This window comes from Paenibacillus sp. KN14-4R (assembly GCF_052180255.1).
Lineage (GTDB): Bacteria > Bacillota > Bacilli > Paenibacillales > NBRC-103111 > Paenibacillus_AM.
Genome location: NZ_CP197466.1, coordinates 2,129,464 through 2,153,758, shown reverse-complemented (window position 1 = coordinate 2,153,758; position 24,295 = coordinate 2,129,464). Strand labels below are relative to the sequence as shown.

Genomic DNA, 24,295 nt, shown 5'->3' with positions numbered 1-24,295 from the left:
ATAGTAATGCCTACTCAAGTTTATGTGTGTCCACAAGACTTTGGAGCAGCTTATAATGGAATCACAGATGATTCTACAGCTGTCGAAAAAGCCATTCAAGCTGCAGCAAACAGCAATATGTTTGTTTACTTCCCACCAGGCCTTGGATGTGCAGTTACAAGAACAATTAACGTTCCTCCAAACGTTACACTGACAATGGATGCACCCCTGACTTATTTGGGTACTGCAGATCAAGTGTGCTTACAAATTGGTAACGCTTCGACCAGCACCCTACTTCAGCAATACCGGCTTCAAGTTGTCAGAGCTCAAGTCTCATCCTGGCAAAGTGAGAATAGTATAGGCATTAAACTGATTAACATGGATACATGCGCCATTCATATTGTCCAAGCAAACGGTTTTACGATCGGTGCGCAATGCACGGCAGATGGACAAGGTTTTGTCTATAATTCACTTGAACTAGGTCATATGATGAACAATAAGATCGGTCTTGATTTATCCGCTGTTCGATCAGGTTGGGTCAATGAGAATATTTTCTACAATGGTCGTTTCGGCGGCTGGTCGGGTGTTAATGTGAACTCACCAAGGTATGGTGTACGGATTATTTCCCCAGATAACTCTTATCCGAGTAACAACAATAACTTTTTTATAAAGCCCTGCTTTGAGCTCGGACAATCATTTATCTCGCAAGAGGCTGTGCCAGTGCTTATTTATCATGGACAAGAAAATGAGTTTGTATCTTGTCGGAATGAAGACAATTCCACTATTTTTGCAAAAATATTTGGAGTCTCCACCCTTAATGTTTTTGATATCGGTTACGGCCTGTTAAGTATCGAAAACATTCAAGATCAAAGTCAATTTCCTGTTAGCTTTACTAGCGCTCGTAAAAGTGTGTTCAGTGACAGGCCTCGCAATTTGATTTTTAATTCGGGACAATTACTCAAAAAAGCATGCTACTATGATACGACTCTGCAAGTGAACATCCCGGATGTGCATTTTGCTACATCAAGTGCAAATACGGTTGTCAAAGCGGGAAAAGCGAATTTGACGTCAAATTATGTTGAGCTTTCGAATCAAGCAATTGGTATCTTTGTTCAAACGAAATTAACCCAACGTTTTGTAATTAAGAAAGATGTTGAAGTGGGCTACGGCGGCCGTGTGATCGTAATCTGCTACGATGCCAATGGGAATATATTAGGTGAAAAGGTTAATCAAATTCCAACTGTGCAGGGCACTTCGTACAGTTCGCCGTATTTTAATACAAGTGTTCTTGGTGGTGGGTCGGTTGGTGGATATATAACAGGTTCCGATAGTGAAGATGATTTCTACTTCTCCGTTCAACCTGCAGTTCAATTCGTACGACTTCTGTTTGCCGGAGGAAGCGCACCTCTTCGGATACGTTCGTTCTCTATCTTCTCACCAGATGAGACTTCGAACACATGGACAGGATACGAAGAGATCATTCCAGGTGTCAATCTTGCTTTAAATGCACCTACATCGGGTACTTGGAGTAAAGGACATCTCGTTCTCAATGACAATCCAATTGAACTCGGAACGAATAATAAGAAATATATATTAGAGGGATGGCAGTACTTGACCTCTCCCAATAGATGGGTTGAAAGGAGGATTTCCACAGGGAACTAGTTATCGCTTCATCCCGTTATACTTTAAGACCAGCCTCTTGTAAGCAATGAAGAATGGAGTCAATGACGTATTGCTGCTGAACTTCGCTTAAGTTAGATCCAGATGGTAGGCAAATTCCATGTTCAAACAACTGCTCAGCAACGTGGCTGCCTTCATGTGAGAAATAAGATTTGGTCCTATATAAGGGTTGTAAATGTAGAGGCTTCCAGACTGGTCGTGCCTCTATATTGTTTTGAGCAAGTACTTGGACAAGTTCTTGGCTAGTAACTGGACAGTCATTGGGATTAATAGTTAATGCCGTTAACCATCTCGTGCTTCGTCCATAAGCCATCTCTGGCATAAAGCTCAACCCTTCTATATTTCCTAGTGCTGCCTTATATCGAGCAAACACATCTCTTCTTGCTGCAATTCGATCTTCCAGTACGTGCATCTGCCCTCTTCCGATTCCTGCCAAAACATTACTCATGCGATAGTTGTATCCTATTTCGCTATGTTCATAATGCGGTGCTGGATCTTTCGCCTGAGTCGACCAAAAACGTGCTTTTTCTAACAGCTCAAGATTATCGGATACAAGCATACCGCCACCTGAAGTCGTAATAATTTTATTCCCATTAAAAGAGTACACACCCAGCGTTCCCATCGTACCGCTAGCTTTTCCCTTATAAGTTGCACCTAATGATTCAGCTGCATCTTCAATGATCGGTATCCCATAATGATCACAGATACGGCTTAACTCACTCATATCTGCATTTTGACCATATAAATGAACGATAATGATGGCTTTTGGCTTCCTGCCCTCACGAACGAGCTTATGACAAGCCTCTTCTAGTGCCTGCGCAGACATGTTCCAAGAATTAGGCTCAGAATCGATAAACACGGGTTCAGCACCTAAATATACAATCGGATTGGCAGTGGCAACGAAGGTCAGTGTTGAACAAAGTACCAGATCACCAGGGCCCACACCTATTAATCGTAGGGCTAGATGAATACCAGCTGTTGCTGAGCTAAGGGCTACAGCACCCGCTGATTCCACATAGGAAGCGAATTGTTGTTCAAATGCTGTAATGTGTGGGCCAGCCGGAGCGATCCAATTTTGTACAAATGCCTTGGTTACATATTCCATTTCATATAGCCCCATGTGAGGCGGTGACAAATAAATTCTACTCATATTCATGCTCCTCTCATCGTTTAAGTCGTCAGCTGCTCTTGTTTCTTGAACAATGTTGGATGACGGTAAATTGGAAAGTAAGCTAATTCCTGTGGGTTTATTTGTTGCAGTAGGCTTTGATATTGCTCCTGGTTGTGAATTCTTTTGCCAATATAGAAAGGCAATTCGCCTTTTGTATCAAACCCTTTTTTAAATCGATAAAGACCATCCTCATTTCCTGCATATCCTCCGCCAAGATGGAGCCACTTGCATCCACTCTGCCTCATGTATTCCATTGTTCGATAGATTAAGTAATGACTTGGGAAGAATGTCTCATGCTCACGAGATGATCCTTGGAGATGGTATTGGGCAATATCCCCCTCTATGAAGAACAGTGCGGAACTGATCACAGTCTCTTGATGTTTGATTTCTAGCAGCTTCATTCGATCCCCTAAGTCACGGGCAAGTTTTTCAAAATATTCATTGGAGAAATAATAGTAGGATAATGCGTCTCTCTTATCCATTGTCTTCGTGTACAAGGGCAAAAACTGCGATAAATCACTTGTAGGGCGTTCAGCAAATTCCAACTCGAATTTTGTGGCTTTACGAATTGCACGTCGGTGATGCTCAGAAAAACGTCCCTCCTCTTGTTTTAGATCAATGGCTATTGTGTTACGAATATAAGTCGGCTCTACAGCCTGATAATACGATGCATTATGCAAAAGTGGATGAAAGCGAACAAACTCAGTCAGGATGAAATTCTCCAAACAATACGCGTGAAACACATTTTCAAAGGAACGAAACATGCGATGGATCACTTGTTCATCTGTTGCTGAGCACAACGGGCCTCCGTAGCCATAAGGTGTTGTAATGTCGTAACAGGGTGTTGATAAGTAATCTTTCATATGTGGAAGATCATGAAGATCACGGAGTAGATAGGGATAAATAATGACTTCATCATTTTCTTGATACACGAACAATTGTGCTTTACCTTCACCATTCGCTTCACTTATACACAAATAGTCGGATGTGAAATACACGTCACTTTGACCTATTCGTTGAACCATCACATCCCATATCTTTCGATCTTCACTGCCTAATATCGTGTAGGTACGCATTTGAACTACCCCCGTACTGAACAATTTTTTGATAAATATTCTTAAATGGCTGCCAGTAGTGTCCTTCCAGATTTGCATTATGCCATAGCAATACAAATTTCCCATTATAGCGTCTGACCGTGTCCATTAAAGCTTGAACTCGATTGAAAACTTGCGCAGGGTCCAACTTTTGATAGACGATCATTGTCGCTTCCATGGCTAGTAATGGTAATTCTTCTATTTCCATCTTCCGGCGTTCAAGAACATGAAAAACTGGATAAGAATCACATGTTCCACAACGGAAGCCCTCATGTTCTGCATAAGAAAGTGTGCTATCCACCTTCATACCAGCTTTATCCCATATCTCCCAAGTACGCTCAGGGTCAAATCGCAAATAGTGCTGTCGCCCTTCTGTAACTTCGATCCCACACGCTTTTTCCAGACGTTCTTTTTCGGAACGAAATAGCTTGAGATCATGACTAGCATCATAACTCGGGTGAAAACCGATAATATGATCACGCTCACGGATACGAGTAAAGATGTCCAAGCATTTTTTTTCGAATACATCATATCGTCGGTCATACTTGGTCACGCCACCGCTCATAAAATAAAAACGGGAACGCGTATTCATGCTTTCGGATAAATCCATTAACCAATCGAAAGTATCAAAGGGGTCTTTTTCCTTCCCTTGTCGTACATTCCAATACTCAGGTATTTTTTTAAGCGCTAGCGATATACTTTTACGAATTAATAAATCGCCACCTATCGCACGAAATAAGCCACCCTTACGCCCCCAGTAATAAATGTCATCAATATCATGCGTGATCACGAGTTCATACTTCCGTTCTTTTCTTGCCCTACCAATCCCTAAATAAGAAAACAAATTCCATAAGAGCTCGACATATTCATTCACAACAGGTCGATGTAAAAAACCATTTCGATAAGCAAGGCTGGCTTCATGTGGAAAACGGTTATGTTCGTCCCGTTCCCTTCGAGCGACCTCTTCCCATCGACTTAGCATGAAGAATATGGAGGAAATAAGGTCCATACCTATGGTTAGATCATTGCCGTCTTCTGTCCATTCGTTATCTCCAAAGATAATTGGGATATCGAGTTCTGGTGCAAATGCACTTGTCGCATAAAAAGGACGAATTTGAAAAGGATCACATTTCAGATAGGACAAGCCATCGACAAATTGAGAGAAGAACGAATCTTTAATGAGTAGTTGACGACCATTTTCCAGCCGAAAACAGACTACTTGATTCGAAGCATGGGGCTCGATATGGATTTGATAAGGTATGCCCAGCATATACTCCATTAAATAATGAATGACATACGATCGCTCTGGAACAAAGTGATTTGAAAAGTGTACGGTAATCATCGCTTCCTCCATTTTTCATCCTTAGCCATGTAAGGTGTTGCGGTGTACGACACGTTCTTCATCCAGTGCTCCAATATGAAATGTACCCGCTACTGCAATGTCTTCTTGCTTAATGACCTTCTTCACTGTCCGTAAAATAATGATAAGATCCAGACGCAATGATACTTGCTCCACATACTGCACATCGAGAGCAAGGCGTTCATCCCAAGAAAGCAAATTTCTTCCAGATATTTGAGCAAGACCTGTTATTCCAGGACGTACATTAAAGCGCTTATATTCCTGTTTCGTGTAATAGGGCAAATACTGCACAAGTAAGGGTCTTGGTCCGACAATACTCATTTGTCCAAGCCAAACATTCCACAGCTGCGGTAATTCATCTAGACTCATTTTGCGTAACATCTGCCCGAAGCGGGTTAATCTATAGATATCTGGCAGCAAGTCTCCGTTATGATCTCGTTCATCATTCATCGTTCGAAATTTGTAAATATGAAAGATTCGACCGTGTCGACCAGGACGAGGCTGCTTAAAAATGATCGGGCTGCCTAACTTAAATCGAACAAGAATCGCGACCACAAGCATAATAGGTGAAAATACGACTAGAGCTGAACTTGAACTAATAATGTCAAATAAACGCTTTGTCATTGTTGATTCACGAGCAGCTGCTCACTAGGAACTTCTCTCAAACGCTTAGCAGGTATACCCGCTACGATCTCACCTGCTCGCACAGACTTCGTCACAACACTACCTGCAGCAGCAACACCTTCTGCTTCAATGACGATTCCAGGTAATGTGATTGCGCCGACACCTATGCGACCACCATCTTTAATGGTCACACCCTTCATCTTACTAAGACGCTCTTTCGTCCGGCCGATAAAATTATCATTACTAGTAACCACTCCTGGTGCGATAAATACTCGATTACCTATCGTGGAATAGGCCGTTATGTAGCAATTCGTCTCCAACTTACAGAAAGAACCCACCGTACAATCATTCTCGATTGCAGCTCCTCTGCCGATAATTGTTCCTTCTCCAACCGTTACACGTTCACGTATGGTACATAAATCCGCAGCAAAGACATTATCACCTAGAACGGCACCTGCATACACAATGGATGAAGTGCCGATCGTCGTCCCACTCCCGATCATAGTCGGTGGTTGTGTGGCTGCTGGCTTTAGTATGGAATTCTTCGCTCGGCTTGGTTGCTTGCCAATTACAGCATGATCCTGAATATGTACGTTACTTCCTATCTTTGTTCCTTCATAAATAATGACATGATGTCCGATCGTTACATGCTCACCCAATTGTACCCCCTCACCGATCACGACATACTGACCCAACTGAAGAGATGCATTATCCGGATATGGATTCATGAACATTATCTCCTTTCGAAAAAGCAACTTCCTGCCTCTTCATTAATTGTTGATCTTCTTCAAGTGCGGTTTCGAGCTGATTGGCAAGCTGTGACCATTGATGATGTCTCTCTCCATACTTTCGCGCTTGCTGACCTAGCTTTTTTCGCTCCGTTTCATGTGAATATTGATAAATGAGCTCTTGCACCATATCCCCCATAGATCGATTGGAAATCCCTGTCTCTGGAGCAATCAAGTCATCCCATTTTCCTTCGTTAAATAACATTAAAGGTAATTCTGCTGCCATATAATCGTATTGCTTATTCATACTAATACCCCACTTGTACACTTCAACATCTCCCGTCCATAAGAGTCCAACTTGAGCTCTCATCAACAAGGACGGAATGCATGATTTAGGAACTGGAGGAAGGAATGTTACATTATCAAGTTGATCTTGCTCCTTGCGATTCAGAAGTTTTTGTTTCTCAGGTCCATCCCCAACAAAGAGAAAATGAATCGAAGTGTTGATTTGACCTACTTCTTTGGCGACTTCGATCAGTCGATCAACCCCATTAGCAAGACCATGTGCACCTGTGTATATCGCAATCCATTTATTTTTCAAGCTGCTTAAGGTATGTTCGACTTCATCTGGTAAGACATTATATTTACACGAATCGAACCGCTCCATATCTACTCCGTTTGGCATGTATAGCACTTTTCTTGCATCCACACGCCTGCTTCGCACATAATCTTGGGCATGTTGGAATAACACAATAATGCGTTGTGATTTACGATACAAGAACAATTCCAACTTACCTAATAGAAGAACAATGGGGTGACGTTTTGATACTTTTCCAAGATCAATTAATGTCTGAGGCCATAAATCACGTTCTTCAAAATAAAATAGTGCCTTCTTCTTCTTGGCAATCCTGTAACCAATCCACGCAGCTAATGGATGCATCAGAGAGCCGATTACAACGTCAGGTACTTCTTCATCTCTCTTGGCTCTACGAAATGCACGTATCGAATACTGCATGATATTTAGCACTCTACGCCAGTCATTACGACCATAAGGTGTGGTACGAAACCATACGAATCGGATACCATCTCGATACTCTTCTATCGCATCTTGACCCTTCTGGTATTGCTGCCTCTCTACCCGAGCTTGATGTTCAAAAGAGGACGCAAAGATCGTCACCTCATGCCCATTTTCCACAAGTACTTTACTTAGATCGTAATGTCTTGTTCCGCCAGGAGAGCCCGGACAGATCGCATAGTGATTCATAATCCATATCTTCATACCTTCACCCGCAGTACTTGGAAGGCTTCTGCCCACTCTGAACCAACCTGTGTACCTCTGACTTTGGCTAATCCATAAATAAATTCTTTTGTAAAATAACTTCGGTTAAGTGCAAGTTGGGATTGATAACTTTGTAGCGCATCCCATTTTTTATCCAAATGTCTCGATTCAAGAGGTGCAAACGCATGGGATGTAAATGAAAGATGATTCCATGGTAATTCGTAACCATACACAGAGACTTGTTTAAATGCTCGTATACCTTCCTCATGAAGTACCTGATGATCTTGATGTAAATCTTGAGAAGCAGGAATAAGTACGATAGTAGGCTTAATATCTCGACGTAAGATAATGAGCTGCTCCAGCACTTCTTGACGATAATAGGACAGCTTCCTTACTGGAAAATGAAAGACAATCAATCGGTCTAATGGAACGCCTAACGTTGACATGGCAGCATAGAATTCCTTTTGAAGGGTATCTTTGGGCATGCCATCAGGGAGAGATTCTTCTGCTGTTGAAAATGCGGCCACATACACATCCACATTTTCTTCTAATTTACGAGCAATCAGCCCGCCACAGCCAAGTTCTGCATCATCGGTATGTGGAGCAAGAACTAGCATGATTTGCCTTGTCATTGCGTAACCGTCACTTCCTTCATCGGGTTATGATTAACAGCGTGTCTTACACGCAGAGGTTGCCTGACTTGTTGAACCTTACTAAAGATTGGGAATAGTCCTATGAGTGCGAACCATTCACGATTATCCGGCATATCCCCGCTAACCAAGACATTGAGCAGCATACTCATCACGAACATGATTAGAATGAAATGGATATCATCACGTTTTTCTTTTTGCCAGCGAAGTAAGCATTGAATGGCTGCTCCTACAAATATGAGAAACATGATTAATCCAACAGCACCAAGCTCTACTAAGATTTCAAAAATAATATTATGCGGATAAGATCGAATATCTTCATTCATAAAAAGAATGGACCACGAACCAATGCCACTACCAAACAAAGGTCTTTGCATCCAGTAATCCATCGTTAATTGTGCAAACGATACACGTGCATAGGCCGAACCTTCCATTTCACCATTACTAGAAAAAAGCATCAACAACCTCAGGATCGTCTGCGGCAGTGTTTCAGATTGCATCCACATCACCACAAAGATTGTACTCACAGCGATTGCAATGCCTCCATAGAACACAAACTTTCGAATAAACAACCCTCGAATTGCAATTCGAACTGCTACAAAGCAAGGTACAATGAACCCAAGCAGCGTAGCTAAGAACGGCCCTCTGCCCCCACCGACAAGAAGTTGAAATGTACACAAACCCAATATCGCGATATAAAGGAGCCGCATTATCCAAGAAGATTGACGAAATAACAAGAAACCAACGGCTACAATCGCACCATGACTAATAATGCGACCCGCTGCCAAGTAATTCCCACCCATTACGTTAATGAACCCTTCACCGCCAGATTGGAAATACACTTTCATGCCTTCTAAAGCAATCCATATCGCAAAAGCCGCAATGACATAATAGAATCGCTTTACGCGCCTAGCAGACGGTGCAATAATCCACGCGCTAGCCAGGACGGACCATGCATTTATCGTCAACAATTTCACAATTTTATCTTGCCCATAGATCATACTTGGGGACCAAAGTAAACTGATAAGCGCATAACCTGCAAACAGAAAATAGAAAGCAAGGATGATGTAAGAGGAGCGAGGAACTTTGAATTTCCTTTGTATAAGAATAAAGCTCCCCCATAACAACCCAAGCATCATGCACAGCATCGTCAAATCAATTGGAATCCAAGCAAAGCGCGGGTCAGATTTATAGGCTCCTGAGAATAAAAACATGACGAATACAGCCTCAAATGAACATATTCCCAATATGGCTTGTTTGCTGATGTACAAGGCACGGCTAACCATCTTGGATTAACTCCTCTACAATCGATAATAACTCTGGCCAATCTGTGGTAAGGAACCTTTAAGTGCGTTACGTGTATCAAAAATACAAGATGCATGCAGTTGGATCATTTCGTAATCAAAACCGGAATGATCCGTCGTAATGACCACAAGATCGGATTGCTTCAACCACTCTGGTGTCATTGCAACTGACTCGTAGTATTTGCCTTCATACGGACAACTTGGAATGTGAGGGTCCGTATACGCAACATCTGCACCACGCTGCTCTAACTCTGCGAGTATCGTGAGCACTGGCGACTCGCGCCAATCATCAATATCTTTCTTATAAGCGACACCTAATAACGAAATGCGTGACCCTCGGATCGATTTTCCCTGTTCATTGAGAATATCTCCAATCCTGGATACAACAAACTCTGGCATACTCCGATTGATCTCCCCTGCCGTCTCAATCAGTCTCGTATGGAAGTTATATTCCCTGGCCTTCCAACTCAGATAGAACGGGTCAATCGGAATACAGTGTCCACCAAGACCTGGGCCTGGATAGAAAGCCATGAACCCATAAGGCTTCGTCTTCGCCGCATCAATGACTTCCCATACATTGATCCCCATACGATTACACAGCATTGCCATTTCATTGGCCAAAGCAATATTAATATTGCGGAACGTATTCTCGAATATTTTTTCCATCTCAGCAACAGCGGGTGAGCTAACTTCAACAACCTCGCCTTCCAAGACAGAACCGTAAAGTGTTGCAGCAATTCGGGTACATGCAGGTGTCATCCCACCGACGACCTTAGGCGTGTTTTTCGTATTAAAATATTTATTACCCGGGTCTACACGCTCAGGTGAATAAGCGAGAAAGAAGTCTTTGCCGCATACTAACCCCGTCTGTTCAAGAATTGGCTTTAAGAGTTCTTCTGTTGTACCTGGATAAGTCGTACTTTCCAATACAACAAGCATCCCTGGATGCAAATAACGTGCGATTTCTTCCGTTGAGCGTTCTACATAACTCGTATCTGGCTGATGATAAATATCTAGTGGTGTTGGCACACAAATCGCTACAGCGTCTACATCTGTAATAAAAGAGAAATCATTCGTTGCACGCAGCATCTTCGATTGGACGATGTCACGCAGATCGTTATCGATTACATCACCAATATAATTAATGCCTTGGTTGACCATATCCACTTTTGACATTTGAACATCAAATCCGATAACTTGATAGCCAGCCTTCGCTTTCTCTACCGCAAGCGGTAACCCTACATATCCAAGACCCACTACGCCGATAACGGCCGTTTTTGTATGCAGTTTATGAAGCAATTGCTCCTCCAGCGAGATCACATTCCGTGCTAACATACTCATTGTTCCTTAACCCCTCTCGCTGAAAAATCGTTCTACAACTTCGATGACCCAATCTTGATCTTCACTCGCCATATGAGGATGAAGCGGGAGTGCAAGTGTACGTTGTGACGCATACTCCGCTTCTGGTAAGCTTCCTAATTGGTAGCCCAAATCTTGATAAACTTCTTGAAGATGCAAGGCTACTGGATAATAAGCACCAGCACCAATTCCATTTTGCTGTAAATATTGAAGTAATGAATCCCGCTCATCGGTTTGTATGATAAATAGATGATAAATACTGTATCGATCCGGTAGTTCATGCGGTAACTGAATCGGTAAATGGGCAAGGCGCTCCTTATATCGATCTGCCTTCACCCTTCTTGCTTCATTCCAAACAGGCAAATGAGGTAGTTTCACACGTAATAAGGCTGCCTGTATCTCATCTAGTCTGCTGTTATACCCAACCATCGAATGGTAATACTTTTTCTTTGATCCATGTGCGCGCAAAATTTGCAGCTTTTTCGCAAGTTCTTCATCATTCGTCACAATCATACCGCCATCGCCATATCCACCCAGATTTTTCGTAGGAAAGAAAGAAAAGCATCCTGCTAGCCCCATCGACCCGCTTCGTCTATCTTTAAAAGAAGAACCAATCGCTTGACAAGCATCTTCAATAACAGCTATTCCATGCCGATCTGCCACTTCAAGAATAAGATCCATATCCGCAGGTTGACCGAAAATATGTACAGGTATGATCGCCTTCGTACGAGGTGTGATTACCGCCTCTAATTTCTCAGCGCACAGGTTATAACTAATCGGATCAATATCTACAAATACAGGTGTTGCGCCAATCTGTGAGATTACCTCCGATGATGCGAAAAAGGTGAATGGAGTTGTTATGACCTCATCTCCTGGACCAATGCCGAGCGCATCAAGTAAGAGTAAGAGCGCATCTGTCCCATTAGCGACACCAATTCCAAACTGCGTCCCACAAAAATCAGCTACTTCCCGCTCGAGCGCCTTCACTTCTGGACCGAGAATGTAGTGGCCACTTGCTAATACTTTGCTTACAGCTGCATCCAATTCCACTTTTAAGCTGTTGTATTCTGCCACTGTATCTAGTAATGGAACCGATCGTATCGGCATTTGATTCGTATTGAGCATTGACATTTATACGCCCTCCTTAACTTCATTTCGACTTGCATGCGCTGCCTCATAGATCCCTAAAACAAAAGCGAGTGCATCTCTGCCGTCCACACCACTTATGGCTGGCACTTGCCCCTGTGTAATCGCACCTACCATATCGCTAATGATTTGCTGATGTCCTGCAATGCCGAATGGATTGTTATTAATCCGCTCTTTAATCGCTTCACATTCCTCTTCAGACATGGATTCAAATTCCCAGAGCTGAACCCAATTTGCCGTTGGACCTCCAACTATCACGGAACCTTGCTCGCCAAAAATGGCAATCGTCTCTTCATAATTACGTCGATAAATCGTCGTTGCTGTCTCCACAACCCCTAACACACCATTTGCAAATCGTACGGCAGCAACCGCCACATCTTCCACTTCAATATGTCGTAAACGCGTGCCGGTTAAAGCCTTCACTTCTTCTATAGGCCCAATCAGCCACTGGAGTAGGTCAAGACTATGGATGCCCTGATTCATCAAAACACCGCCATCCATCTGCTTCGTGCCTCTCCAATCTGCTTGATCATAATACGATTGTCCGCGATTCCAACGTACAGTCGCATTCACATGACTTATCGTACCGAACCTTCCCTCTTCCACCATCTTTTTCAGTTCTAGCATGGCAGGACGGAATCTGTTCGGATGCACAACAGATAGCAGCACATCATTGTCTTCACAAGCACGAATCATCGCGTCCGCATCTTCCATTGTTAATGCCATCGGCTTCTCAACAACCACATGCTTTCCGGCTTGTGCAGCTTGTATCGTCATCGGCGCATGAAGTCCACTCGGTGTACAAATAATCACCACATCGATTTCATCATCTGCTAGCATATTAGCAAAAGAAACATATTGTTTTACGCTACGATTCGCAGCTAATTTTTCGATATTGATACAATTCGTATCACACAAGGCATATAAAGAAGCCTCATCAATCGCCTCAATGGCTTCTACATGTTTTTGTGCGATATGACCGCATCCAACAATTCCAAATCGAATCATCTTTAAAGCCCAACCCCTTCTTTAGAACGATATTGATATGTCGGTACGATATGCTGCAAGAGCCTGCGAATCGCTTCAGGCTTCTCTTCAACCGCTTTTTCTAATTTTTTGATGGCAAATTCCATCTCTGCTTCATTAAGTTGTATAGCTCTTCCGATAAAGATCCGATTATGCTTCGTTGCACTTAAACCTTCTTCGTTAGTAAGCAGTTCTTCGTATAATTTCTCACCAGGTCGAATACCCGTATATTGAATATCAATCTCTTTATAGGGTTCAAATCCAGATAAACGAATCAAATCCTTCGCTAAATCAACAATTTTCACAGGACTGCCCATATCCAGAATGAATGTTTCACCACCATGTGCATAAGTGCCGGCTTGAATAACAAGAGAGGTCGCTTCTGGTATCGTCATAAAATAACGGATCATTTCCGGGTGAGTTACAGTTACTGGCCCACCTGCTGCAATTTGTTCTCGAAAGCTAGGAATGACACTACCTCTTGAACCTAGCACATTACCGAACCTAACAGCTGTAAATAAGGTCTTACTGCGTTGGTTCAAACATTGAATATACATCTCAGCGATTCGTTTGGTAACACCCATCACACTAGTCGGATTAACTGCTTTATCTGTTGAAATAAGTACAAATCGCTCACTTCCGAACTGATGCGCACAATTCGCAACATTTCGTGTACCAAACACATTGTTTTTAATGGCTTCAGAGGGATTTTTCTCCATTAACGGGACATGCTTATGAGCAGCGGCATGAAACACAACCTCCGGCTTATATTCATGAAATACTTGTTCCATACGTCCAGCATCTTGGGTATCTGCAATAATCGATGTAATGGGAAACGTAGGTCCTCCCTTTACTAGCTCACGCTCAATTTGAAATATACTGTTCTCCCCATGTCCAAGTAAAATCAAACATTTGGGATTGTATTTGCTAACTTGCCGACAAATTTCCGAACCAATTGAGCCACCTGCACCTGTCACAAGAACCGTCTTATTATTCAGATATGAGGCTATTTCCTTTAAATCTGTCAATACAGGTTCCCTACCAAGTAAATCTTCGACTTCTACATTCCGCATGATCGGAATACTCATCTCACCATGAATTAAATCATCTATTCGTGGTATGATATTGAGCTTCTTCTTTAGTCCTTTGCATATGGATATAATCTGTGCAATCTCCTTACGTGATACAGAAGGGAGTGCTACAATGATTTCGTCAATACGCAATTCTTGTACGATCCTTTCCATATCGTGACGCCCGCCAACAACTGGTAATCCTTTAATCGTCTGACCGTGCTTAACAACATCATCATCAATAAAAGCTACCGGAAACAGCTTCGCATTCGCATTCTCAAGCAGCTTACTTGCAACAAGTAATCCACAATCACCTGCACCAATAATGAGGGCACGATTTTGACCCAATTGGTGGCCTTTGTAACTCCTGCGAATCATTCGCCAACCGAATCGCACTCCCCCCATACCTATAAACATCGTTTCATAGGATGTAATCGCAACGGATAAGGGCACTCTGCTCCCAATTACAAAATCAGTAAGGATAAACGAGACTGCACAACCAAGTGTTACAGCCTTCCATATCGTAATCATTTCCCCTACACTTGCATAACGCCATAAACGTTTGTAGAGACGAAACATGTACATCGTACCGAGACATACACAGACGGAGATTACAGCATATAACGTACCTTGCTCAAAGTAACCTTCTGGTACATCCATATTAAATCGAAAATAGTAGGCTAATAGGATGCTCCCCACTACGAATAACATATCTAACATTAATTGAATGCTAACCTTCATATTTCTTTCCATATTCGTCTCCTATCCAATAACCTGTGAATGATCCATAATAGATCTTTCCCAACTTGACTTGGTGGCTCTGTTAAGTACACTGCCAACAATAGTGCCGTTTACATCCTCAATATGCTGTTTAAATTGCTGAAGCAAATGACGCTTAACTTTGCCCGTTCCGACAACAAGCAAAACACCGTCAGTTATTCCAGCAAGAATAAAAGGTTCTGTCGATTTCATTGCGGAAGAGGAATCAATTAGAATCATATCAAAGCTGGATTTCAACTGCGCAATCACATCCAGCATCATTTTCGAGGCTAGAAGTTCTGAAGGATGCTGCATGGGCTTTCCTGCAGGCAGTAACATTAAATGCTCAATATCTGTTTCAACAATTGCACTTTGCAGGACATGATCCTGTTCTAGGATCTGCGAAAGACCAATCCGATTCGATTTAGAGAACACTTCATGCAGAGCAGGTTGTGTAAGATTCGCATCAACAAGAACAACTCGCTTGCCTTCAAGTGCATACGCCACACCTAAGTTTACGGCTGTCATCGTTTTCCCTTCGCCTTTAAGTACAGATGTAATTAAAAAGCTCTTCTGGTTAACTTGACACACACGATTCATCTTCGTTCTAAGTAGTCGATATGCACGTGATACGTCAGCATTCATTTTGCTTTTGCCAAGTAATGGATACTTATTGTGTAGTTGAAACATTTACTTGTTCACCTACCTGATCTCGAATAACCATCTTTTTTTTCGGTACTTGCATATCTTTCTTCTTCATTTCGGGGATCGATGCAAGTGGCTTGATACCCAACATGAGCAAATCTTCTTCGATACATATCGTATCATTCATTACATACCTAAGCGTGACATATATTATCGATAATAGAAGCGAGGCAATCAAGGCGATACCTACATTCCGTATCATATGTGAAGGGGCTTTTACGGTATGACCGATGCCATCAGAACCCGTTAATACGTAAATATTGTCCACTTGGAATATTATCCGCGCTTCCTCTCTGAAAGCAGTAGATATCGAGTTAACCATTTGGTTCGCTCTATCTTTGGAACCATCGCTCACATTAATACTTAATACTGGAGTCTGTCCAGTTATACTAACGGATGTTTTATCAAGCATATTCTCTGCTGTTAAATTCCACTCGGGATGTCTACTGACTACCTTGTCCATAAAGGCTGGAGTTCGAAGTAACTCCTTGTATGTATTCACAAGCGTAATGGATAAGTTTACAGCTTCGACATTAAAAGTCGCTTGTGTGTCTGGTCTGCTCATAACAAGTTTAATGGATGCATTATACTCCAGCTTCTCTGTATAGTAAGTAAATAATGAGGCACCGACACAGCTGATCACCACAATTATGATAAGGAACCATTTAAAATTCATGATAATTCGTAGTAACCCTACCAAATCAATTTCATTACCTTCTTTTCTTGTGCTCTCCACTACTTTTCTTAACCTCCTACCTTGTTCAGTCAATTTGTGTGGTAATTTTCATATACATTTCGTATCACATACAAATTTTATGATACAAATCGTATCTTGTCAATTGGTTTCGTATTCTGTATTTTCATAACTTTTACTTTAAAAAACATTTCAAGTTTTCCTTGACTATCCCCCTATAACTTATTACCATTATGTTCATATAAAGGATACATTTTGTATCATTATTTGATAGGAGGTTTCTAACAAAATGACACGATCTTATGAATTTCATCAAATGACATTAAGCGAGTTAGAACAGGAAGTTATTCTTTTATTAGCTAAGGTACTCGAGATCAGCCCGCAATCCTTAAACCGAAACAGCAGTATGGACAATACACGCGCATGGGATTCTTTTGCGATCACATTCTTCATTATCGAATTAGAAACACATTTTAATGTCGATCTGAATATCCGAGACATCGAACGATTCAATAGTGTCGAAAATACAGCACGCATCTTAAAAGAGAACTATTTATCTGGGAGCCCCTTATATGAAGCAACAACTTAAAAAGTTAGCTTACAAGGTATTTTCAATTAATGATAAGAGACAGTTCATGCTTATGTTTAAACGACCTATTGAAAGATGGTTTTATCCCAAGTATGATACACCAACATTAATTGCAAACCTGAAGCGATTAGGACTATCCGAAGGAAAAACCGTGATGATCCATTCCTCATGGGATCGCTTCTCCCACTACACCGGTAAACCTTCCGACTTCATTCAAGCCATTCTTCAAGTGTTGGGACCAAATGGGACTCTCGTCATGCCAGCCTTTCCATCGAATCAAATGCAGCAGCAGATTGCAAGTGACCCCAAATACATATTTGATGTGCGACGAACACCTTCAGGTGCAGGATTTCTAACAGAGATATTTAGAAGATATTCCAATGATGTACGGCGAAGCATCAATCTCAATCATTCCGTGTGTGCCCTCGGACCTTATGCCGAGTATTTAACCAAGGATCATCATCTTTCAGTGACAAGTTGGGACGAGTTCTCGCCGTACTATCGTTTAAAAGAAACGAATGCCCTTATCATCAATATGGGCTTTGGTCATCGCCTAGAAGTAGCTACGGCCTTTCATTGTGTAGAAAGCATCTTACGTACCGAATTGAAGTATTACCATTCCTTATTCCCGCACACCCTTACCTACACGTTTAAAGACTACGACGGCATCTGCAGACAGCATACGATGTTCAAACGAATAGGTTCTGTGAATCCCCGGAAAATGATCAAACACATGGACCTTTCCAAGCTACAAGTAACGACCTGTTCTAACTTAAAAATGTGTAGTATAGACGCTGAGTATTTGATCAATAGAGCGATTGAACTGGGTAGACAAGGCATCACGATGTATGTAAAACCAAAGCCATATAAAAAATTATTCGTAAATGTAGATGAGCCTGCCCCGCAGCAGCATTCGTAAAGAGGGTGTGAATTTAGTGAAAATATGTATCCTATCTTCCGGTCATGAAGTTAGTGATCCTCGTGTTTATGACAAGGAAATTCGATCTTTACAGACGTTGTACAAGGATATTACATTTGTCGGTCCCCATCCTTGTGAGATCGATGAGAAGCATGATTTACATATATTGGGATTACCTCCGCGTCAGACATCTTCTCTTCTCCGTCGATTCTCCCCGCTTTTTGCACTTTATCGAAAAGGGCTATCCGTCCAAGCAGACGTGTATCATTGTCACGAACCTGATTCTCTATTCATTGGATGGCTCATTAAATTGAAACTTGGCAGTAAGTTAATATACGACTGTCATGAATACCATCCGGAGTCTTTTGCAGAACGATTCCCAGCTTTCATGCGCAAGTTGATGACAAAATGTATTACGAACTTCGAGAAAATGTTAGCCAGAAAAACCGATTACGTGTTTACCGTCTGCGAAGAGCTCGTGAATAAGTTCAAGAATTGGGGCTGCCGAGTTGATCTAATTGCGAATTATCCTTCGAAACATGCTTACACACCAAGCGCTTATAAATCCGATGTTAAACAAGGGATATGGGTCGGGGGCATGAATCAGGAGCGAGGACTTCTTGAAATCGTTAAAGCCTGTGCCATCCTCAAGCAAAAAGGAATCATAATTAACCTTCTATTCATTGGTTGGGGAAATCAAACCTATATTGCTAAGCTCGAAGCAGAAATTGTAGAAAACGATCTGTCCCAGCAAGTCAAAATTGTCGGTAAGATGCCAACTGAGCAAGTATTCCAGCACTTGCAAAAAGCAGATTTTGGTTTGTTGATGGACTATCCCCTCTCCAGGAATATGAACACCATTGCGCTTAAAATGTACGAATATATGGCTGCTGCTATCCCTGTAGTCGCGAACGATTTTCCAGCAACCCGCAAGCTTGTAGAAGCACATCAACTTGGAGAACTTGTCGATCCTCTCTCACCCGTAGATATTGCAAGGGGTATAGAAAACCTATATAACGAACCTTTTAACGCTTTCAATATGGGGAAAAATGGACGTATTGCTTATGAAATGCATTACAACTGGGACGTCATGGAGAAAACTTTATTCCAAGCCTATCAGACACTCGAAAGTAATCCTCTCCCTAAAAATATGACTCAAGGGCAGGCGTATTTATGATTGTTTCTATCCATCAACCCAATTTTTTACCTTGGCTTGGCTACTATTATAAAATCATGCAGTCAGACGCTTTTGTTCTTCTTGATGATGTGCAATATACGAAGAATAGTTATATGAATCGCAGCAAAATTAAGACTCCCACCGGAGAAATGTGGCTCACCATTCCCGTCAGTACGAGCGGACAATTGGGCTCCGCTATGAATGAAGTGCATATCAATTGGAGAAGTCTCCGAATGGATAAATTGCTGAAGCAATTGGAAGCAAGTTATCGACGAAGCACCTATTTTACGGAGATCTACGAGCAATTAACCCCGATCCTATCGCAGTCCTACGAACGCTTAGTCGATCTCAATATGGGATTATTAGCATGGACTTTTGACTATTTAGGCATACGAACCAAGTTGTATTATTCTTCCCATATCCCTGTAGAAGAAGCTTCTACTGAGCGTCTTGTACGATTAGTCAAACAGCTTGGTGGTTCATCTTATCTCTCAGGCAAAGGCGGCATGAAATACCAGGAGGAGCACTTATTTAACGATAGCGGGATTGAGTTAATATATAGTGATTTCGATCATCCTGTTTATACGCAATTATGGGGTGATTTCGTACCGGGTCTTAGTATACTAGATCTTCTTTTTAACGAAGGAAAGCTAGCAAGTGAAATCATTCAAGAGAAAAGCAGGCGATTACATGCAACTTAGTAAAACGCCATTGTTCGATATTTACCCCAAATATGGAGGCAAATCACTCCCTTCTGGTAGCTGGTACTTACCATTCCTATTTACGAATGATCGAGAGGAGCATGTATTCGTTCGACAGCGAAGCGGGCTTATAGACGTCTCTCACCTAGGGAAGCTGCATGTGACAGGATCGAATGCGCTCCCCTTCCTTCAGCACATCGTAACCAATGATCTGACACGAATTGCAGATGGCCAGATTCAATACAATTTAATCGTTGACGTAGATGGAAGCATTATCGATGATACGCTTGTGTTTCGGTACTCGGATCAACATTTCATGCTTACGACGAACTCAAGCCGTACGGATGAGGTCATAAGTCATCTAACTGACTACCAGTTGAGTGATCCGAATCATTTTCAAAAGGAACAAGTACAAATCGTCAATCGAACACAAGATTTGGCTGCAATCGCAATTCAAGGACCGTGGGCTGAACAAATCCTACAGGAAACAACGGCATACCAGCTATCTTCCATCAAAAAACTGCAATTTGTACAGGGATTAACAATAGGTCTCATTCAAGACGTTCTTGTATCACGGAGTGGATTTACAGGTGAAGATGGCTTTGAGCTTTATGTCCAAGATACAGAAGCAGTAAGATTATGGGACTATTTATTGGAATTTGGAAAGCCTGCGCGTATACGTCCTGTGGGACTTCTAGCCATGGAGAGTCTTCGAATTGAAGCGGGATTACCGTTATCAGGACGAGAAATTCATAAAGATTGGTCTGTTCTCGATTCTAATCTGAGCCCATGGATTCGATTTGAAAAAAGGGATTTTGTAGGTCGAGACGCATTAGTGCAGCAGCAAAGCCGCGGCACTTTCCATCAATTAGTCGGAATCGTCATGCAGACACCCATTGTACCCCATGCTCGTAGTCCGATATATGTCGGAGACGAACTCGCAGGTACGGTCACTTCAAGCAGTTTTTCCCCTCTTATGAATCAAGCGATTGGTATGGCTTTCATAGAGACGAGATACGCTCAGATCCATACATGTGTATCCATTCATACTGGCAAACATCAAGTCCAAGGTACAATTGTGAAGCTGCCGTTTCATTTACCAAAGTAGATCCATCCATGATAATTGATAATAACAAATCACCTTCCTCCACGTTACCAGGAGAGAAGGTGATTTTTCCATTTATATTAATCTCTTTTTCCATAAACAGACTTATACCAATCTTTCGTAAAAGCCATGACTCGATATGGAGCTTGACGCGCTGCTGTGACGTCCATTAATGCTTGGTTAAATATTTTTAACACTTGAGTAAACTGAACGGCTGCCTTCAAATCATCCAGTGTAAAAGGATCACCTGTTTGACGCATGAGTCGGATATCCATCATGCCGTTATACGTGTGATCGGCATAGCGAATTTCTCCAGGTGAGCGGATTGCATACAAGACATTCGCAAGTACATGCCCGGAATGATGCAAGTTCGACCATTCGGTCATGTCTGGCATAGCAGGTGGAATGTAAAAGTGTCTCGATTCAATTGGAAAATGACCCGGCATATAATGCCAACTATTATATTCCATCCGTTTTGAAATGGCGGTCAGAATCGTTTGCAATAAAGGACCATGGTCTGCTAATTTACTTTGCATCTTCGATGAAGGAACAACGCAGCAATAATAGTCGGTTACCGGCCAATCACAAGCTTCAACGAATAATTGATCATCATGAATCATTTTCAAATTGAACCATTCACGCAACCCACGTGACATCCCAATATCAGCGCCAATCGTCTCCACAGCATATTGCACCACGGTATGAACCATATTCTCAATTGGATCAAGCTTAGCACCATATTCGTCGGATGATACGGATGTTGTCATATCGGGCAATATCTGATTCAACCAGTCTGCAAAAAGCTCATACAATCCGTGCGGATCATACGAAGTTAATGGCGCTCCGCAAATGCGCTCCATATCGTTTACAAGTGCATCCGGAAGACTATGGATATCTAGACTCCCCTCTTCACGAGGAAATAAATGCTCCGTTTTACCAAAGTTTAACCCATTCACTTGTCGGTAAATCACATAATCCTCACGAACAGCTGCCTTTAAGCGCCCAATCCATCGGGCTTTATCCAGTAATGTGATAGGTGTGTAAGCAAGAATCTCGGCATTCGAATCGAACTTCGCACTCAACTGCATCCGTCTTTCCTCTAAATATTGCGTAAGCTCCCCTACATTTAATTGCCGACCGTTGAATTCCTCACCTCTGCAACCGGCTTGCTGTAAATGATACATACAATAAATAAACACTTTCTCATGATCTGTCCACGCCGTCCATGGTATTGTCCTTAACCGGGCAAATAAGAGTACTTCCTCATCTCTTGTTTCCTCAACTAAATTGTTATGTTTGCTAAATCGCGTATACGTTTGATCTTCTACATAGATAAGCACGGGGTCGGTATAATTGGTCATGTATCTGACTTTTTCAATCATCTCTAGATGTTCATCTGCGGAAGTCGTCGATAAAAAAGAATCAATCTGTTTGATCTCTTCATCATATTGAACGAGCCTGGATGAGGATAGAAGCTCAATCGAGGACAGCTGCGACAGCATAATAGGGACATAGCCGAAGATGACATCATCCTCATCCCGATCTAATTTCGTATCCATTATGATTCTTCCATACACCTTCATACCCACAAAAAGATAAAGATCATGACCGTCTGAGCGCATCTGTTCGAATGGAATCCATGCATCGCAATCTCTCAATACCTGCAAAGCTGCATTCTGCCAGATCGTCAAGCTTCTAAGACCCTCTTGTTCCGATGAACGATATTGAAAAGAAACGATTGCATGTACCCTCTCCTCAAAAGTTGTTAGACTAGCTACCATTTCTCCTAACTGTTTAACCAACTGTTTAAAGTCTTTTACTGGGGCTCTGCTCGTCACCGTGCCTGACAATACATTCATTTCCTCACCTCTTCTTCTATATGCTTTATTACTTGATGATTGTTGTCAGATACCAGATGATGTTTGTAAGGATGCGTACCTTTTGACTGGATAAAATGAATAATCATATCGAGGATAAGCTCGCTTTGCTGCACAAACATATAGTGAGAACCACCTTGAATGGATGCAAAATGAGCGTCATTCATCTGTTCGGCGACTAAGGCAGACATCTGTGGAGAAGCAATATGATCATACTCTGCTGTAATGAACAAGGTGGGGATTTCAATGGTTGATAGCTGCTGCATATAATCCCGATTCCAATAATCATGCAGCTGCTGCGTGTAGAAATGTAGGGATTCCCCTGTTGCTAGAGGCTCTCTTAGCGTATGACGTAGCGATTCATTCATTTCACCTAACAACGCAATGCTTTCATGTTCTTCGTCAATAAACTGTGTGATTCGGTCATTTTTTTGGTTCAGGGTCTGAGCGAAGATCGGTGCCATTCTTGGACTTTTCAAAGCCGCTTGGCAGATCGCATAGAGATCTTTTTCAAAAATAGTCTGGAAATCTTCAAGTCCCTTCATGCCTTTTAGCGAAGCGTTAAGGAAGATCAAGGAACCTTCCTGCTCCTCGGATTGAAGGGCGTACTCGATAGCAACTTTTGCTCCCGTGCACCAGCTTATGATATGAGGTCGACTAACACCTTCTATACTTAATAGGGTTAATAAATCGGCAACATGCGCCTCCAGCGGTTGGTATGCTTTTACACCACCATCCAAATCGGACCCCCTAGGCTGCCACACGATCACTTTGCCATATTTCATTAGTTTTGCGACCATCTGATCCCACAAGCAAATAGGCAGACCAAATGCATGAACAAGCACGAATGTCTCACTACCTGTTCCTGCAACTGTATAATGTAGATCCACACCATCCATTGGAATCGACTTGCTCACAACACTTGCTAAGTTACGATCATCCTCTTGCCTCTGGAGCAGTTGCCGTTGTTGATATTCTTGATAAATGCCATCAACCATTGGAGCAATCATAGAATCAGGAATGTGCGACAGCAGATGATTCGTTTGTGCCGTTACGTGCATCATCCGTTGGTGGAATAATCGTTCGATCGCTTGCATCGATTGTGTCTGCACCACCCACTCCAGCTCTATCTTTAGTAAAGTTGCAGCATGCTCCATCACGAGGAACAGTTGAGAAGTAATATGAGGGATGTAGACACGCAATCTATTTTTTTGAAAATATTGCGCATCTCGCGCTTGAATCTCACTTGCAAAGTCCAACCATTCCCGAACAATCGGTTCTAGTAACTGATTCATGCCA

The 24,295-nt window shown here is 42.1% G+C and carries 22 protein-coding genes; 6 read left to right on the top strand and 16 right to left on the bottom strand.

Annotation, left to right across the window (positions count from 1 at the left end; translation table 11 throughout):
- The first annotated feature begins 6 nt into the window (after positions 1 to 6).
- Complete coding sequence (locus ACSBOP_RS10170) at positions 7 to 1,641, top strand: glycosyl hydrolase family 28-related protein (protein WP_442604292.1); 1,635 nt, start codon at positions 7 to 9, stop codon at positions 1,639 to 1,641.
- Positions 1,642 to 1,657: 16 nt separating this feature from the next.
- Here ACSBOP_RS10170 and ACSBOP_RS10165 read toward each other — a convergent pair whose 3' ends face one another.
- The 14 genes from ACSBOP_RS10165 to ACSBOP_RS10100 are packed head-to-tail and all read right to left on the bottom strand — an operon-like array spanning position 1,658 to position 16,670.
- A complete protein-coding gene (locus ACSBOP_RS10165; RefSeq protein WP_442604291.1) occupies positions 1,658 to 2,815 on the bottom strand; it encodes an aminotransferase class I/II-fold pyridoxal phosphate-dependent enzyme in 1,158 nt (385 codons plus the stop codon).
- A 14-nt stretch (positions 2,816 to 2,829) separates the two neighbouring features.
- Positions 2,830 to 3,906, bottom strand: a complete 1,077-nt coding sequence (locus ACSBOP_RS10160; protein WP_442604290.1) for a lipid II:glycine glycyltransferase FemX — start codon at positions 3,904 to 3,906, stop codon at positions 2,830 to 2,832.
- Entirely contained in the window at positions 3,878 to 5,266 is a 1,389-nt protein-coding gene (locus tag ACSBOP_RS10155; RefSeq protein ID WP_442604289.1) for a polysaccharide deacetylase family protein, read from the bottom strand. The genes ACSBOP_RS10160 and ACSBOP_RS10155 overlap by 29 nt, the downstream gene beginning before the upstream one ends.
- Before the next feature lie 21 nt (positions 5,267 to 5,287).
- Positions 5,288 to 5,908 carry a sugar transferase gene (locus ACSBOP_RS10150; protein ID WP_442604288.1) on the bottom strand — a complete coding sequence of 207 codons (621 nt, stop codon included), beginning with the start codon at positions 5,906 to 5,908 and terminating at the stop codon, positions 5,288 to 5,290.
- Positions 5,905 to 6,636 carry a DapH/DapD/GlmU-related protein gene (locus ACSBOP_RS10145; protein WP_442604287.1) on the bottom strand — a complete coding sequence of 244 codons (732 nt, stop codon included), beginning with the start codon at positions 6,634 to 6,636 and terminating at the stop codon, positions 5,905 to 5,907. The genes ACSBOP_RS10150 and ACSBOP_RS10145 overlap by 4 nt, the downstream gene beginning before the upstream one ends.
- A complete protein-coding gene (locus ACSBOP_RS10140; RefSeq protein WP_442604286.1) occupies positions 6,617 to 7,951 on the bottom strand; it encodes a glycosyltransferase family 4 protein in 1,335 nt (444 codons plus the stop codon). Before ACSBOP_RS10140 ends, ACSBOP_RS10145 begins: the two co-directional genes overlap by 20 nt.
- The gene (locus ACSBOP_RS10135; RefSeq protein WP_442604285.1) at positions 7,912 to 8,547 is read right to left on the bottom strand and encodes a PIG-L deacetylase family protein; all 636 of its coding nucleotides are present in this window, start codon (positions 8,545 to 8,547) and stop codon (positions 7,912 to 7,914) included. The genes ACSBOP_RS10140 and ACSBOP_RS10135 overlap by 40 nt, the downstream gene beginning before the upstream one ends.
- The gene (locus tag ACSBOP_RS10130) at positions 8,544 to 9,851 is read right to left on the bottom strand and encodes an O-antigen ligase family protein (RefSeq protein ID WP_442604284.1); all 1,308 of its coding nucleotides are present in this window, start codon (positions 9,849 to 9,851) and stop codon (positions 8,544 to 8,546) included. Before ACSBOP_RS10130 ends, ACSBOP_RS10135 begins: the two co-directional genes overlap by 4 nt.
- 15 nt (positions 9,852 to 9,866) lie before the next feature.
- On the bottom strand, positions 9,867 to 11,186 hold the full coding sequence (locus tag ACSBOP_RS10125; protein ID WP_442604439.1) for a nucleotide sugar dehydrogenase: 1,320 nt from the start codon (positions 11,184 to 11,186) through the stop codon (positions 9,867 to 9,869).
- A gap of 30 nt (positions 11,187 to 11,216) precedes the next feature.
- Complete coding sequence (locus tag ACSBOP_RS10120) at positions 11,217 to 12,359, bottom strand: DegT/DnrJ/EryC1/StrS family aminotransferase (protein ID WP_442604283.1); 1,143 nt, start codon at positions 12,357 to 12,359, stop codon at positions 11,217 to 11,219.
- On the bottom strand, positions 12,360 to 13,382 hold the full coding sequence (locus ACSBOP_RS10115) for a Gfo/Idh/MocA family protein (protein WP_442604282.1): 1,023 nt from the start codon (positions 13,380 to 13,382) through the stop codon (positions 12,360 to 12,362).
- A 2-nt stretch (positions 13,383 to 13,384) separates the two neighbouring features.
- Positions 13,385 to 15,223, bottom strand: coding sequence for a polysaccharide biosynthesis protein (locus ACSBOP_RS10110; protein WP_442604281.1), 1,839 nt, complete (start codon positions 15,221 to 15,223; stop codon positions 13,385 to 13,387).
- A 9-nt stretch (positions 15,224 to 15,232) separates the two neighbouring features.
- Positions 15,233 to 15,919: a CpsD/CapB family tyrosine-protein kinase gene (locus ACSBOP_RS10105; protein WP_442604280.1), complete on the bottom strand. Its 687-nt coding sequence runs from the start codon at positions 15,917 to 15,919 to the stop codon at positions 15,233 to 15,235.
- Positions 15,900 to 16,670, bottom strand: a complete 771-nt coding sequence (locus ACSBOP_RS10100) for a YveK family protein (RefSeq protein ID WP_442604279.1) — start codon at positions 16,668 to 16,670, stop codon at positions 15,900 to 15,902. The genes ACSBOP_RS10105 and ACSBOP_RS10100 overlap by 20 nt, the downstream gene beginning before the upstream one ends.
- Before the next feature lie 247 nt (positions 16,671 to 16,917).
- Here ACSBOP_RS10100 and ACSBOP_RS10095 point away from each other — a divergent pair, with 247 nt between their 5' ends.
- Genes ACSBOP_RS10095 through gcvT form a run of 5 tightly spaced genes read left to right on the top strand, consistent with a single transcriptional unit; the run spans position 16,918 to position 21,122 of the window.
- Complete coding sequence (locus tag ACSBOP_RS10095) at positions 16,918 to 17,217, top strand: acyl carrier protein (protein WP_442604278.1); 300 nt, start codon at positions 16,918 to 16,920, stop codon at positions 17,215 to 17,217.
- Positions 17,201 to 18,136, top strand: a complete 936-nt coding sequence (locus ACSBOP_RS10090; protein ID WP_442604277.1) for an AAC(3) family N-acetyltransferase — start codon at positions 17,201 to 17,203, stop codon at positions 18,134 to 18,136. The genes ACSBOP_RS10095 and ACSBOP_RS10090 overlap by 17 nt, the downstream gene beginning before the upstream one ends.
- Before the next feature lie 16 nt (positions 18,137 to 18,152).
- Positions 18,153 to 19,313: a glycosyltransferase family 4 protein gene (locus tag ACSBOP_RS10085; protein ID WP_442604276.1), complete on the top strand. Its 1,161-nt coding sequence runs from the start codon at positions 18,153 to 18,155 to the stop codon at positions 19,311 to 19,313.
- A complete protein-coding gene (locus ACSBOP_RS10080; RefSeq protein WP_442604275.1) occupies positions 19,310 to 20,014 on the top strand; it encodes a WbqC family protein in 705 nt (234 codons plus the stop codon). Before ACSBOP_RS10085 ends, ACSBOP_RS10080 begins: the two co-directional genes overlap by 4 nt.
- Positions 20,004 to 21,122 carry a glycine cleavage system aminomethyltransferase GcvT gene (gene gcvT, locus ACSBOP_RS10075; RefSeq protein WP_442604274.1) on the top strand — a complete coding sequence of 373 codons (1,119 nt, stop codon included), beginning with the start codon at positions 20,004 to 20,006 and terminating at the stop codon, positions 21,120 to 21,122. The genes ACSBOP_RS10080 and gcvT overlap by 11 nt, the downstream gene beginning before the upstream one ends.
- 77 nt (positions 21,123 to 21,199) lie before the next feature.
- Here the strand turns inward: gcvT and ACSBOP_RS10070 are convergent, their stop codons facing one another.
- Together ACSBOP_RS10070 and ACSBOP_RS10065 are read right to left on the bottom strand one after the other, a co-directional pair.
- Positions 21,200 to 22,978, bottom strand: a complete 1,779-nt coding sequence (locus ACSBOP_RS10070; protein ID WP_442604273.1) for a hypothetical protein — start codon at positions 22,976 to 22,978, stop codon at positions 21,200 to 21,202.
- Positions 22,975 to 24,291 (bottom strand): alpha/beta fold hydrolase, encoded by a 1,317-nt coding sequence (locus ACSBOP_RS10065; RefSeq protein ID WP_442604272.1) that lies wholly within the window; start codon positions 24,289 to 24,291, stop codon positions 22,975 to 22,977. The genes ACSBOP_RS10070 and ACSBOP_RS10065 overlap by 4 nt, the downstream gene beginning before the upstream one ends.
- Positions 24,292 to 24,295 lie beyond the last annotated feature (4 nt).